This window comes from Streptosporangium sp. NPDC053982 (assembly GCF_055585205.1).
On record NZ_JBVJKQ010000002.1, the window covers coordinates 160,954 to 173,872 of the forward strand.

General features: G+C 71.5%; 10 protein-coding genes and 1 tRNA gene. All 11 read right to left on the bottom strand.

Features of this window, described 5'->3' with window-relative positions; translation table 11 throughout:
• Positions 1 to 7: 7 nt before the first annotated feature.
• Positions 8 to 484 (bottom strand): cupredoxin domain-containing protein, encoded by a 477-nt coding sequence (locus ACZ6W9_RS03550; protein ID WP_389961570.1) that lies wholly within the window; start codon positions 482 to 484, stop codon positions 8 to 10.
• Positions 485 to 515: 31 nt separating this feature from the next.
• Positions 516 to 1,403, bottom strand: a complete 888-nt coding sequence (locus ACZ6W9_RS03555; RefSeq protein WP_389961568.1) for a copper resistance protein CopC — start codon at positions 1,401 to 1,403, stop codon at positions 516 to 518.
• Positions 1,404 to 1,863: 460 nt separating this feature from the next.
• Positions 1,864 to 1,940 (bottom strand) — tRNA-Ile (locus ACZ6W9_RS03560).
• Between the two features lie 154 nt (positions 1,941 to 2,094).
• The gene (locus ACZ6W9_RS03565) at positions 2,095 to 2,745 is read right to left on the bottom strand and encodes a DUF3566 domain-containing protein (protein WP_470116668.1); all 651 of its coding nucleotides are present in this window, start codon (positions 2,743 to 2,745) and stop codon (positions 2,095 to 2,097) included.
• 72 nt (positions 2,746 to 2,817) lie between these two features.
• Positions 2,818 to 5,349, bottom strand: a complete 2,532-nt coding sequence (gene gyrA / locus ACZ6W9_RS03570; RefSeq protein ID WP_389961564.1) for a DNA gyrase subunit A — start codon at positions 5,347 to 5,349, stop codon at positions 2,818 to 2,820.
• 62 nt (positions 5,350 to 5,411) lie between these two features.
• Positions 5,412 to 7,370: a DNA topoisomerase (ATP-hydrolyzing) subunit B gene (gene gyrB / locus ACZ6W9_RS03575; protein ID WP_389961562.1), complete on the bottom strand. Its 1,959-nt coding sequence runs from the start codon at positions 7,368 to 7,370 to the stop codon at positions 5,412 to 5,414.
• 309 nt (positions 7,371 to 7,679) lie between these two features.
• On the bottom strand, positions 7,680 to 8,384 hold the full coding sequence (locus ACZ6W9_RS03580) for a DciA family protein (protein ID WP_389961560.1): 705 nt from the start codon (positions 8,382 to 8,384) through the stop codon (positions 7,680 to 7,682).
• Positions 8,374 to 9,591, bottom strand: coding sequence for a DNA replication/repair protein RecF (recF, locus tag ACZ6W9_RS03585; protein ID WP_389961558.1), 1,218 nt, complete (start codon positions 9,589 to 9,591; stop codon positions 8,374 to 8,376). The genes ACZ6W9_RS03580 and recF overlap by 11 nt, the downstream gene beginning before the upstream one ends.
• Before the next feature lie 302 nt (positions 9,592 to 9,893).
• Positions 9,894 to 10,835, bottom strand: a complete 942-nt coding sequence (gene gnd / locus ACZ6W9_RS03590; protein ID WP_389961556.1) for a phosphogluconate dehydrogenase (NAD(+)-dependent, decarboxylating) — start codon at positions 10,833 to 10,835, stop codon at positions 9,894 to 9,896.
• 35 nt (positions 10,836 to 10,870) lie between these two features.
• Complete coding sequence (locus ACZ6W9_RS03595) at positions 10,871 to 11,608, bottom strand: 3-keto-5-aminohexanoate cleavage protein (protein WP_389961554.1); 738 nt, start codon at positions 11,606 to 11,608, stop codon at positions 10,871 to 10,873.
• Positions 11,609 to 11,734: 126 nt separating this feature from the next.
• The gene (gene dnaN / locus ACZ6W9_RS03600; protein WP_470116669.1) at positions 11,735 to 12,874 is read right to left on the bottom strand and encodes a DNA polymerase III subunit beta; all 1,140 of its coding nucleotides are present in this window, start codon (positions 12,872 to 12,874) and stop codon (positions 11,735 to 11,737) included.
• Positions 12,875 to 12,919 lie beyond the last annotated feature (45 nt).

Sequence of the window (12,919 nt, forward strand, 5' to 3'; positions counted from 1 at the left end):
GGCCGGCCTAACGGACGACGAGCTGGAACAGCTGCAGCCCCGACTCGTGGGTCTCCATCTCGAACAGCCCGGTCTCGTCGGCGACGAACTCGATGCTCGCGGGGGTGCCGGGCTTCAGGTGGGCCTCCTTGTCGTACCCGTGCAGGTGCGCCTCGTCGGCGGTGTCGCCGGTGACCGTGATCCGCACCGTCTGGCCCCTGGCCACCTCGATCCGTCTCGTCGGCGGCGTGACCTTCCGGCCGGCGATGGTGACGGTGATCTCCTTCACCGCCGGGTCCGCGGGGGCGGCGGACGCCGGCTCTCCGGAGGTCGCGGGATCCGGCTCCGCGGGAGCGGGGGCGGCCGTCTCGGCGGATCCCGGGGCGGCGGACCGGGTGGGGGCGGCGGCATCCGGCCCTCCACAGGCCGACGTGGCCGTCAGCAGGGCCACGCCGAGCGGGAGCGCGGCGAGCAGCGGGCGCAGGCGCGCGGGCACGATCGTCATGGGGGGGTTCTCCTGGGGGCAGGGCGGCGAATCAGCGTCGCTTGGCGGATCTGGGGCGGTGGGGGGTGCGTGACGCCGGCGCGCGTGAGGGCGCCCTGGCCTGCGGGCGGCTGGAAGGCCGCCGGGCCGCCGCGGCGGCGGGTGCGGGCCGCCGCGCGGCCCGTACCACCAGGACGCCCGCTCCGACGACGAGGAGCGCGGGGACCAGCCATACCGACGACCCGGTGCCGGAGCCGGCCGGCTGCGCGTCGCCGGTGGGAGCACCGGCCGTGCCGGTCTCGGGAACCGCGGCCTGGGTGCCGCCGGTCTGCGGCGCCGCCGGGCCGATCGCCGCCGGGCTGCCGCCGGTCTCGGGCACCGGGGCCTGGGTGCCGTTCCCGGGCCCGGCCGAGGCGAGCAGGGCGGGGTCGGGCTCGTTGTCCGGAGCCCGCCAGCCCTTCGGCGGCCCCGAGGTCCCGCCCTTGTAGGTGAACCGCAGCTCTCCCCGCACCGGCTCCCCGTCGGAGGCGATCGACAGGTACCGGACGACGTACTCGCCCCGCTCGGGCCAGTAGGCGACCGGGATCTCCGCCGGGAATCCGGTGTTGTACACGCTCGGTTCCCACACCCCGTTGACGAGGTTGTACTCCTGGACCGGCTTGTCGAGGCGTTTGGGCCGGCCGTGCGTCCAGGGCCGGTCGACCCGGGCGCCGCCGGGAGCCGTGACCGCGAAGTACGCGTTCGAGGCGGGCACCTCGGTGAAGTAGAGCGCGAGGGACTTCATCGGCTCGCGCACCGTGCCGCCCTTGACCGGCGTCGACATCGCGAGCTGGCCGTGGGCGGAAGCGGGCGCCGCCAGGGCGGCGGTCGCCAGCGCGCCGACGACGACCACCAGAAGCAACCGGCCCAGGCAGCGCGCCATCATCACTTCTCGCTCCATGAGGTACGACCCCTGGATGGGGAGATGCGGCTCGGACCCGCGGGGCCGATTACGACGAGATTAACGACTTTCGCCACGAATGAACAGAACTCGGTGCTACTCCAACAGAAGCCAGGGGGACCCGACGACGGAACCGAGGTGTGCGGTGCGGAAAGCACGACCGGGACGCCGCCCGTGGTCCGCGAAGCTCGCGCACGAACCTGCTCCGCCCGGTCTCTCGCCTGAGCCGTTCACCGTCCGGCAGGAAGGCTCGGACCCCTCGCCTCAACGAGGGCGCCCAACGGCGGCCGCGCCCGGTGAAGTACATACGGGCCGGCAGGATGACACCCAGGACGCCGGGAGGACCTCTTGAACACGTCAGCGCCCACTCGTGGCGGACGGCGCGACGGCCAGATGACGGTCGGACAACCGAAAGGCCGACTCCCGAATCTCGGGAACCGGCCTCTGAACCGCTTTTTCGTGGTGGGGCTACCAGGACTTGAACCTGGGACCTCTTCCTTATCAGGGAAGCGCTCTAACCGACTGAGCTATAGCCCCTCGTCGCGAAGAAACGGTATCGCATCCGCTCTGCGGAGGCGAATCCGTTCGTTCGAACAGGGAAAAGCTTACCCTCTTCCGGCACCCGTTCGCGCCATGTCCCCGGCCCGCGAACCGGGGACGGCCGGGCTGCCGGGGACACGGCGCGGGACGGCTATTCAGCCTCGCTGAAGGTGACCTCGACACCGCCGACCAGGTCGGAGGCGATGTTGTAGATCACGGCGCCGAGGGTGGCCAGGGCGGTGATCAGCACGACGTTCACCGCGCCGATCAGGGCGGTGTAGCCCAGGATCCGCACCGGCTCGAACCAGGAGGCGGCGTCGATGCCGCCGGTGGACTTGCCGTCCGCCGTGGTCACCTGGTTCACCATCTGGATGATGTTGTCGAACACCCCCAGGCTGGACAGCGCCATGTAGAGCACGGCGACCGCGACGAACAGCACCACGAAGCAGACCAGCGACACCACGAAGCTGAACTTCATCGCCGACCACGGCTCGACCCGGCGCAGCACGAGATGGGCCTTGCGCGGCGCCTTCGCGGGGGCCTCGGCGACCTTCTTGTCGGTGGCCGGGATGCCCGGCGACCCGGAGGACGACAGGTCCCCGGGAGTCCAGGAGGAGTTGCCCGCGTCCGGGGACGCCGGGCGGATACGCACCGCGGACTCGCTTGGTTTGCCGTCCTCGATCGCCGTCACGTTCTGCCTGCCCTTGAGATCGTCGGTCACCGATTCACCGGTCCCCGGCGTTCTACCGTCGACCGGTGACTCGACCGCTCCGGCGGCCTCGGCCCCCGCGGTCTTGTCCATCTTCTCCGTTACCTGATCGCGTGTCGACGAGGAAGCCGAACGTGGACCCTTTTTTCCCTGGGCACCCACGTGTCACTCCCCTTCGCCGTTCTCCGGGACCGCGAGGGCCTCGGCATTGTCACGGGCCCCGGCGGCCTCGGCGTTGCGCGCGAGCGCCACGACGCTGTCACCTTCCGCGAGATTCATCAGACGTACCCCCATGGTCTGGCGACCGGACTGCTTGATCTCTCCTGCGCTGGTCCGGATGACACCGCCGTTGGACGTGATCGCGAAGACCTCGTCCTCCGGCCTGACCATGGCAGCACCCACAAGCTTGCCACGGGAGCTGACGATCTTAGCCGTCAGGACACCCTTGCCGCCCCTTCCCTGGACCGGGTACTGGTCGGCCGGGGTGCGCTTGGCGTAGCCGCCCTCGGTGGCGATCAGCACGTCGTCGCCGTCGGCGATGCGGTTCATCGCCAGCAGCTCGTCGCCCTCCAGGAACCGCATGCCGATCACGCCGCTGGTCGCCCGGCCCATCGGGCGCAGCGCCTCGTCGGTGGAGGTGAAGCGGATCGACTGGGCGCCTCGGGAGATGAGAAGGAGGTCGTCGTCCTCGGACACCAGCCGGGCGGCGATCACCTCGTCGTCCTCCCGGAGGTTGATGGCGATGAGACCGCCCGAGCGCGGCGAGTCGTACTCCGTGAGGCGCGTCTTCTTCACCAGGCCGTGCCGGGTGGCCAGCACGAGGTACGGGGCCACGTCGTAGTCACGCAGGTCCAGGACCTCCATGATGACCTCGTCGGGCTGCATGGCCAGGAGGTTCGCCAGGTGCTGGCCGCGCGCGTCGCGGGCGGCGTCCGGCAGCTCGTACGCCTTGATCCGGTAGACGCGGCCCTTGTTGGTGAAGAACAGCAGCCAGTGGTGCGTCGTGGTGACGAAGAAGTGGTCGACGATGTCGTCCTGGCGGAGCTGGGCGCCGCGCACCCCCTTGCCGCCGCGCCGCTGCGCCCGGTACAGGTCGATGTTGGTGCGCTTGGCGTAGCCGCCGCGGGTGATCGTGACGACCATGTCCTCCTCGGCGAGGAGGTCCTCGATCGACATGTCGCCCTCGTAGGCGATGATCTCCGACTTGCGCTCGTCGCCGTACCTGTTCACGATCTCGGTGAGCTCGTCGAGGATGATCGTCCGCTGCCGCTGCGGCGAGGCCAGGATCTCCTGGTAGTCGGTGATCTGCGTCATCAGCGCGTCGTGCTCGTCGGTGATCTGCTGCCGCTCCAGGGCGGCGAGCTTGCGCAGCTGCATGTCGAGGATGGCCTGCGCCTGGACCTCGTCGATCTCCAGCATCGTCATCAGGCCGCCCTGGGCCGCCGAGGCCGACGGCGAACGCCGGATCAGGGCGATGACCTCGTCCAGCCGCTCCAGCGCCTTGAGCAGCGCGCGCAGGATGTGGGCGCGCTCCTCGGCCTTGCGCAGGAGGTAGCGGGTACGGCGGACCACGACCTCGACCTGGTGCGCCACGTAGTGGCGCACGAACTGGTCCAGCCGCAGGGTGCGCGGCACCCCGTCGACCAGGGCCAGCATGTTGGCGCCGAAGGTGGTCTGCAGCTGGGTGTGCTTGTAGAGGTTGTTCAGCACGACCTTGGCGACCGCGTCGCGCTTGAGCACGATCACCAGGCGCTGGCCGACCCGGGAGGAGCTCTCGTCGCGGACGTCGGCGATGCCGTTGATCCGGCCGTCCTTCACCAGCTCGGCGATGGACAGCGCGAGGTTGTCCGGGTTGACCATGTAGGGCAGCTCGGTGACGACCAGGCACTGGCGGCCCTTGGCGTCCTCCTCGACCTCCACGATCGCCCGCATGGTGATCGACCCGCGGCCGGTGCGGTAGGCGTCGTCGATGCCGCGGCGGCCCACGATGAGCGCGCCGGTGGGGAAGTCGGGGCCCTTGACCCGGGCGATCAGCGCTTCCAGCAGCTCGTCGTCGTCCGCCTCGGGGTTCTCCAGGCACCATTTGATGCCGTCGGCGACCTCGCGCAGGTTGTGCGGCGGAATGTTCGTGGCCATGCCGACCGCGATGCCGGCCGAGCCGTTGACCAGGAGGTTCGGGAACCGCGACGGCAGGACCAGCGGCTCCTGCGAACGCCCGTCGTAGTTGGGCTGGAAGTCGACGGTGTCCTTGTCGATGTCACGGATCATCTCCATGGCGATCGGCGCGAGCTTGCACTCGGTGTACCGCATGGCGGCCGGCATGTCGTTGCCGGGCGATCCGAAGTTGCCCTGGCCGTCGACCAGGGTGTAGCGCAGCGCCCAGGGCTGTGCCAGCCGTACGACGGTGCCGTAGATCGACGAGTCGCCGTGCGGGTGGTAGGAGCCCATGACGTCGCCGACGACGCGGGAGCACTTGAAGTAACCCCGGTCGGGGCGGTAGCCGCCGTCGTACATGGCGTACAGCACGCGGCGGTGCACCGGCTTGAGCCCGTCGCGGACGTCGGGCAGCGCACGGGACACGATGACCGACATCGCGTAGTCCATGTAGCTGCGCTGCATCTCCGACTGGATGTCGACCGGCTCGATGCGCTCTGTCGGCTCTGCCGGCTCTGCGGGCGGAGTGTTCACGTCCGTCACGGGTGATGGGTCCTTTTCGAAGAGAGATCTGTACGGCTGCCGCTACACATCGGGAACCGCCGCTACACGTCGAGGAAGCGGACGTCCCGCGCGTTCCGGATGATGAAGGAGCGGCGCGCCTCCACGTCCTCACCCATCAGGACGCTGAACAGCTCGTCGGCCTGTGCGGCGTCGTCGAGGGTGACCAGGCGCAGGACGCGGGTCTCGGGGTTCATCGTGGTGTCCCACAGCTGGCCGGCGTTCATCTCGCCCAGACCCTTGAAGCGCTGGACGCCGTCGTGCAGGCGCGGGTCGCGCCTGCCCCTTCCGATGCCCTCATTGATGATCGCGTCGCGCTCGGGGTCGGAGTAGGCGTAGGAGGCGTCCTCGCCCCGGCGGTCCCACTTGATCTTGTAGAGCGGCGGCTGGGACAGGTAGACGTGCCCGGCCTCGATCAGCGGCCTCATGAAGCGGAACAGCAGCGTCAGCAGCAGCGTGTTGATGTGCTGGCCGTCGACGTCGGCGTCGGCCATCAGGATCAGCTTGTGGTAGCGCAGCTTGGAGATGTCGAACTCGTCGTGCACGCCGGTGCCCATGGCGGTGATCAGCGCCTGGACCTCGGCGTTCTTCAGGACCTTGTCGATCCGCGCCTTCTCCACGTTCAGGATCTTGCCGCGGATGGGCAGGATCGCCTGGAACTTGGAGTCGCGGCCGCCCTTGGCGGAACCACCGGCCGAGTCGCCCTCGACGATGAACAGCTCGCACTTCTCCGGGTCGCTCCACTGGCAGTCGGCCAGCTTGCCGGGCAGCCCGGAACCGGCCTCCAGCAGCGACTTGCGCCGGGTCAGGTCGCGGGCCTGACGGGCCGCGAGGCGGGCGCGGGAAGCCTGCAGGGACTTGTTGATGATGTCCTTGGCCTCGCCGGGGTTGCGCTCGAACCAGTCGCGCAGATGGTCGTTGCAGGCCTTCTGGACGAACGACTTGGCCTCGGTGTTGCCCAGCTTGGTCTTGGTCTGGCCCTCGAACTGCGGGTCGGCCAGCTTCACCGAGATGATCGCGGTGAGACCCTCGCGGATGTCCTCACCGGTGAGGTTGTCGTCCTTGCCCTCCTTGAGGAACTTCTGCTCGCGCGCGTAGCGGTTGACGATCGACGTCAGCGCCGCGCGGAAGCCCTCCTCGTGGGTGCCGCCCTCGGCCGTGTTGATGGTGTTGGCGAAGGTGTAGACCGACTCGCTGTAGGAGTTGTTCCACTGCATGGCGATCTCGACCGAGATCCCCTCGCCGCTCTCCTCGAAGTCGATCACGGAGACGTGCGCCGCGTCCTTCTTGGAGTTGAGGTGCTTGACGAAGTCGGACAGGCCGCCCTCGTAGTGGTAGGTCACCTCCACCGGCCCGTCCTCGCCGTCCTCGCCGGCGGAGTGGCCGGGGCGCTCGTCGCGCAGGCAGATCGTCAGGCCCTTGTTGAGGAAGGCCATCTCCTGGAAGCGCCGCGAGAGCGTCTCGAAGTTCCACGTCGTGGTCTCGAAGATGGTGGGGTCGGCCCAGAAGGTGATCGAGGTGCCGGTCTCGTCGGTCGGCTCGCCCTTGGCCAGCGGGTGCGTCGGCCTGGTGTCGGCGTAGCTCTGCCGCCAGTAGTGGCCGTCGGTGCGGATCTCCACCTCCAGCCGGTTGGACAGGGCGTTGACCACCGAGACGCCGACACCGTGCAGGCCGCCCGAGACGGCGTAGGACTTGCTGTCGAACTTGCCTCCCGCGTGCAGCACGGTCAGGACGACCTCGACCGCGGGACGCTTCTCGACGGGGTGCATGCCGACCGGGATGCCACGGCCGTTGTCCACGACCCGCACGCCGTTGTCGGCGAGCAGGGTGACCTCGATCCTGTCGGCGTGACCGGCGAGGGCCTCGTCGACGGAGTTGTCCACCACCTCGTAGACGAGGTGGTGGAGACCCCGCTCGCCGGTCGAGCCGATGTACATTCCCGGGCGCTTGCGGACTGCCTCGAGCCCTTCGAGAACGGTGATTGAGCTAGCGTCGTAGGACAAGTGCGGAATCCTCCTGCCGCGGACACGCAGCGGGGACGCGATTCAGCCCCGCCCTGCCCGTCACCGTCGTGAATGCCCCGATGCGCCCACCCGGGGGAGTCGGCCTCACAGGCCGGGGTGTCACGCAAACGGACGTGTCCGGAATTCAGTTCCATTCTAGCGGCTCGAAGCGCGTGATGCGGCATTGACGGGCTCCAGAAGCCTCTCTAGCGCGTCCACCCTCCATTTGGGCATCCCCCCTCGGGGGTGGGGGGTCATCGCGCGAGAGGGGCCGCTGATCCGTTTTCGGCGTCAGCCGGACCTCCGTGATCAACCGTACGTGTCACCTGGGCCTCGGCTGCCGGTGACCCGGAGGCCGCCGGGCCGGGGTCCGTGCTGCGGGCCGCGCACCCGCACCCGCTGCACCGTGCCGTCCCCGAGCTCCTCGTTCAGCCGCCTGACCAGGGTCCTGGCCAGCAGGCGCACCTGGGTGGCCCACGCCGTGGAGTCGGCGGACACCACGACCTCCCCGTCGGCGAAGGTCTCCGGCCGGGTGTGGGAGGCCAGGTCCGGGCCCACGATCTCCGGCCAGCGGCCGAACACCCCGCCCACCGCGGCGGGCCGCTCCCAGCCCCGGTCGGCCAGCAGGTCGGCGATGGCCCGGCCGAGGAGCTGGGGGTCGCCGCCGTCCCTGCGGGCGCCGGACGCCGCGCGCCTGGGCTCGCGCCGCGGCAGCCTGCCGCGCTTGGCCGCGTCGGCCTTGGCCTGGGCCAGCTTCTCCCTGGCCAGTGCGGCGCCCCGGGCCGCGGTGTCCGCGGACGCCTCGGCCGCCGCCGCGGCGCCGGTCCCCGTACCGGAACCCGTACCGCTCCCGCTGCCGTTTCCGGCGCCGGAACCCGTACCGGAACCGGTGCCGGCGTCCGCACCGGATACGGCGCCCTCGCCGGCCGCCCTCGAAGTCCTGGAGTCCCCGGAGTTCCCGGAGCCGCGCGCGGGCCGGCCCGGCCGGTCCCGCGCGGCGTCGTCAGCGGACACGCCCGACACTCCCCTCGGTCACGTCGAACCTGGCCCCGGCCAGCTCCGGCGGCACGTCGGCGGGCACCGCGGCGGTGATGAGCACCTGCTCGGCCGGGGCGACGATCTCGGCCAGGCGGCGGCGCCGGCGGCTGTCCAGCTCGGCGAAGACGTCGTCGAGGATGAGGACCGGGTCGCCGCCGTCGGCCCGCAGCAGGTCGTAGGCGGCCAGCCGGAGGGCCAGCGCGAACGACCACGACTCCCCGTGGCTGGCGTAGCCGCGCGCGGGAAGGTCCCCCAGGCCCAGGAACAGGTCGTCGCGATGCGGGCCGACCAGGGTGACGCCGCGTTCCAGCTCGGCGCTCCTGACCTCGGCCAGCGCCTCGCGCAGCCGCTTCTCCAGGACCGAGCGGTCGGCCGGGGCCTCCCCGGCGCCTCCGGCGTTCCCGTCGTCCCCGGCGTCCGGCGCGTCCCCGGGCAGCGTGCCGCGGTAGACCAGGTCGGCCGGGGCCGAGTCGGGGGCCAGGGCGGCGTAGGAGGCGGCGACAAGCGGCCGCAGCGCCTCGACCAGCTCCAGCCGGGCCGCGAGCAGCTCGGCGCCGTGCCTGGCGAGGTGGGCGTCCCACACCTCCAGCGTGCTCAGCGGGTCACCCGCCCCGGCGGCGGCGAAGCCCGCGTCGTTCTCGGCCCGGCGTCCGCCCCGGCCGCCGCGCCGCGCCTGCGCCGCCGTGCGCAGCAGCGCCCCCCGCTGCTTGAGCACCCGGTCGTAGTCGGCGCGGACCCCGGCGAAGCGGGGCGTCCTGGCCACCAGCAGGTCGTCGAGGTAGCGGCGCCGCTCCGAGGGGTCGCCCTTGACCATCGCGAGGTCCTCCGGCGCGAACAGGACCGTGCGCAGCAGCCCGACGACGTCGCGGGCGCGGGAGACGGGCGAGCGGTTCAGCCGGGCGCGGTTGGCCTTCCCCGGGTTGATCTCCAGCTCGACCAGGGCGCGGCGGTCCTCCCGCACGACGACGCACCGGACGACCGCCCGTGCCGCTCCGTGCCGCACCAGCGGCGCGTCGGTGGCCACCCGGTGGCTCGACTGCGTCGCGATGTAGCCCAGCGCCTCGACCAGGTTGGTCTTCCCCCGCCCGTTGGGCCCGACGAAGGCCGTGACGCCCGGCTCCAGGCCGAGGTCGGCGGTGTCGTAGGACCGGAAGTCGGTCAGCGAGAGATGGGCGACGTACACCCCTCGAAGACTAGCCGCACCCCGGGAGCCGCGGTCGGCCCCACCGGTCACCGGTTTCCACCGCGGCACGCCGCTCCTGTCGTCCACAGCGGGTCACAGGGGTCCACGGCCGTTCACGACCGTTCACGGCGGGCCCCGCCGGTCGCCGGCGCCCGTCACGGGTCACCGGTGACGGCCGACGGCGGGCGGCGGGCGGCGGGCGGATCCCCGCAGGGCGTGCGCGGGGGCGTTCGTGAGGGTGCCCGTACGGCCGCGCGCCCCGCACCTCTCGCGGCGGGGTGCGCGGCCGTACGGGCACCGCGTCACCTGTCGGCCTCCGGCGGCGGGGCCACGTCGGCGCCCGGGGCGTCGGCGCCCTTGGCGACCTGGCCCTCCCTGGCGGTGACCGCGTGACCGCCGAACTGGTTGCGCAGGGCCGCGACGACCTTCATGGCCGGCGAGTCGTCCTGGCGGGAGGCGAACCTGGCGTACAGGGCGGAGGTGATGACCGGCAGCGGCACCGCGTGGTCCACGGCGGCCTGGACGGTCCACCGGCCCTCGCCGGAGTCCTGGGCGTAGCCCCTCAGGTCCGCCAGGCCCGGGTCCTCGTCGAGGGCGCGGACCAGCAGGTCGAGCAGCCAGGAGCGGATGACCGTGCCGTTGCGCCAGCTCTTGAAGGAGCCGGCCACGTCGGTCACGACGTCGGACGCCTCCAGCAGCTCCCAGCCCTCGGCGAAGGCCTGCATCATGCCGTACTCGATGCCGTTGTGGACCATCTTCGCGAAGTGGCCGGCGCCGATGCCGCCCGCGTGGACGAAGCCGCCCTCCTCGGGCTTGAGGGTCTCGAAGATCGGCATCAGCCTCCGGACGTCCTCGTCGGAGCCGCCGGTCATCAGCGCGTAGCCGTTCTGCAGGCCCCAGACGCCGCCGCTCACGCCGCAGTCGACGAAGCCGACGCCCCGGGCGCCGAGCTCCTCGCCGTGCTTGCGGTCGTCGAGATAGTGCGAGTTGCCGCCGTCGACGACGACGTCACCGGGCGACAGCAGCTCGCCGAGCTGCTCGATCGTCGCCTGGGTCGGCGCGCCGGCCGGCACCATGACCCATACCGCGCGCGGCTCCTGGAGCCGGTCCACCAGCTCCTTCAGGCTCGCGACGTCGCTGATCGACGGGTCGCGGTCGTAGCCGACCACGTCGTGGCCGCCGCGGCGCAGGCGCTCGGCCATGTTGCCGCCCATTTTGCCCAGCCCGATCATGCCGATTTGCATACGAGCACCCCCTCTATTCGGGTTTCTTCATCCATCTACGTCAGGCGCGCCATCGCAAGCCGTACCAGATCGGCGTTTCCGGCAACGGGGTCGCCCACAGGGCTGTGGAGGACGTCCTCCAGGCCGACGCGCGTAGCCAGACCCATCTGCCCCGCTTCATCCACAAGTATCCAGGTCGGCTCCTCCTCGCCGTGAAGGAGCCGCCGCCCGGGTACGCCCAGCTCGTCCAGGCGGGCGAGGACGGCGTGCGCGCGGGACACGGCGGTGGCGGCCGGACCGCCGATGATCTCCACCAGCACCCGCAGGCACTCCAGGCCGCTCGCGGCGAGCGCCTCGGCGTCGGCGGTGGACCAGACCCCCGCCTCGACGTCCACCCCGAACTCGCGCAGGTCGTGCCAGAGCTCAGCGAAGCCGGGCTCGGAGAGGTTGACCGAGGCGAAGTCGGGCCGGTCCCCGGCGGGCAGCTCCGCCCAGCCCAGTACGGCCCGCCGCCGCTCCCCGGCGTCCCCGCCGGATATCCACAGGCCCGTGCTGACGCCGACGGGCACGCCGGGGCACGCCCGCCGCACCTCACGGACGGCCGCGCCGATGTGCGCGGCGCTGAGAGACTCTCTGCCGGTCTCGTCGCGCGGGTGCATGTGAACTGCCGCCGCACCCGCCTCACAGGCCTCACGGGCCTCCTGAGCGAGCTGCAGGGGGGTCAGGGGCAGCGCCGGGTGCTCGCCGGGACTCCTCGAACCGTTGAGGCACGCCTTCAGCATGATCTCGGTCACCGGTGAACCGTACCCGGGCCCGCCGCGGACTCACCCGGCGGGCGGCGCGTCCCGTCCTTCGGCACGTCCCGCCCTTGGCGCGCCCCCGCCCTCCGGGGGCAGGAGCGGCCGGGGACCCGGGCCGCGTCAGCTCGACAGGCGGATCGGCATGATCAGGTAGCGGTAGTCGGGGGTCCCGCCGTCCTCCACGGGCTTGCCGCCGGTGAGGATCGCCGGCTTGGTGGAGGTGGTCATCTGCAGGCGGGCCACGTCGGAGTCGATCGCGCCGAGCCCCTCCAGCAGGAACTGGTGGTTGAAGGCGATGTTGATGTCGTCGCCGTCGAAGTCGACGGGCAGCACCTCGACCGCCTGGGCCTCGTCGCCGGTGCCCGCCTCCAGGACGACCTCGCCTCCGCGGAAGGCCAGCCGGACCGGGGTGTTGCGCTCGGCGACCAGGGCCACGCGCTTGACGGCCTCGACGAAGGCGCTGGTGGACAGGTCGGCGCGGGCGGAGAACTCCGTCGGCAGCAGCGAGCGGTACTTGGGGAACTCCGGGTCGAGCAGCCGGGTGGTGGAGCGGCGACCGGCGCTGGAGAAGCCGATCATGCCCTCACCGGTGCCGCCCGCCGAGCTCAGCGCGATCTCGACCTCGGCGCCGGTGCTGCCCAGGGCCTTGGCGGCGTCGGCGAGGGTGCGGCCCGGGATCATGGCGATCGCCGAGAAGTCGGGCTGCCCCGGCTGCCACTTCAGCTCGCGTACGGCCAGCCGGTAGCGGTCGGTGGCGGCGAGGGTCACGGTGTCGCCCTCGATCTCCATGCGCACGCCGGTCAGCATCGGCAGGGTGTCGTCCTTGCCCGCTGCCACGGCGACCTGGCCCACGGCCGAGGCGAACACATCGCTGCCCACCCGTCCGGCGGCCGGCGGCATGGCGGGCAGGGAGGGGTAGTCCTCCACAGGCATGGTGAGAAGTGTGAACCGGGCGCTTCCACAGGTGACGACGGCCTTGGCGCCGTCCACCACGAAGTCCACAGGCTGTGCGGGCAGCGCCCGGGTGATCTCGGCGAGGAGCCGGCCCGAGACCAGCACCACGCCCGCCTCGCCGCTCTGGGGTTCGAGGGTCACCTCGGCGGAGACCTCGTAGTCGAAGCCGGAGAGCTTGAGCCGGCCGCCGTCGGTGACCTCGAGACGCATGCCGGCCAGCACCGGCACGGAGGGACGCGCCGGAAGGCTGCGCGCCGTCCATGCGACCGCCTCAGCGAGGACGTCTCGCTCGATCCGGAACATCACGGGGATCTGCCTCCTGTGTGGCGAGCGCTCGTCGCTCGCCGCCTT

Bases quoted from the DNA above. Each gene is read 5' to 3' on its own strand.
- ACZ6W9_RS03550 (WP_389961570.1), bottom strand. From the start codon at position 484: ATGACGATCGTGCCCGCGCGCCTGCGCCCGCTGCTCGCCGCGCTCCCG.
- ACZ6W9_RS03555 (WP_389961568.1), bottom strand. From the start codon at position 1,403: ATGGAGCGAGAAGTGATGATGGCGCGCTGCCTGGGCCGGTTGCTTCTG.
- ACZ6W9_RS03565 (WP_470116668.1), bottom strand. From the start codon at position 2,745: ATGGACAAGACCGCGGGGGCCGAGGCCGCCGGAGCGGTCGAGTCACCG.
- gnd (WP_389961556.1), bottom strand. From the start codon at position 10,835: ATGCAAATCGGCATGATCGGGCTGGGCAAAATGGGCGGCAACATGGCC.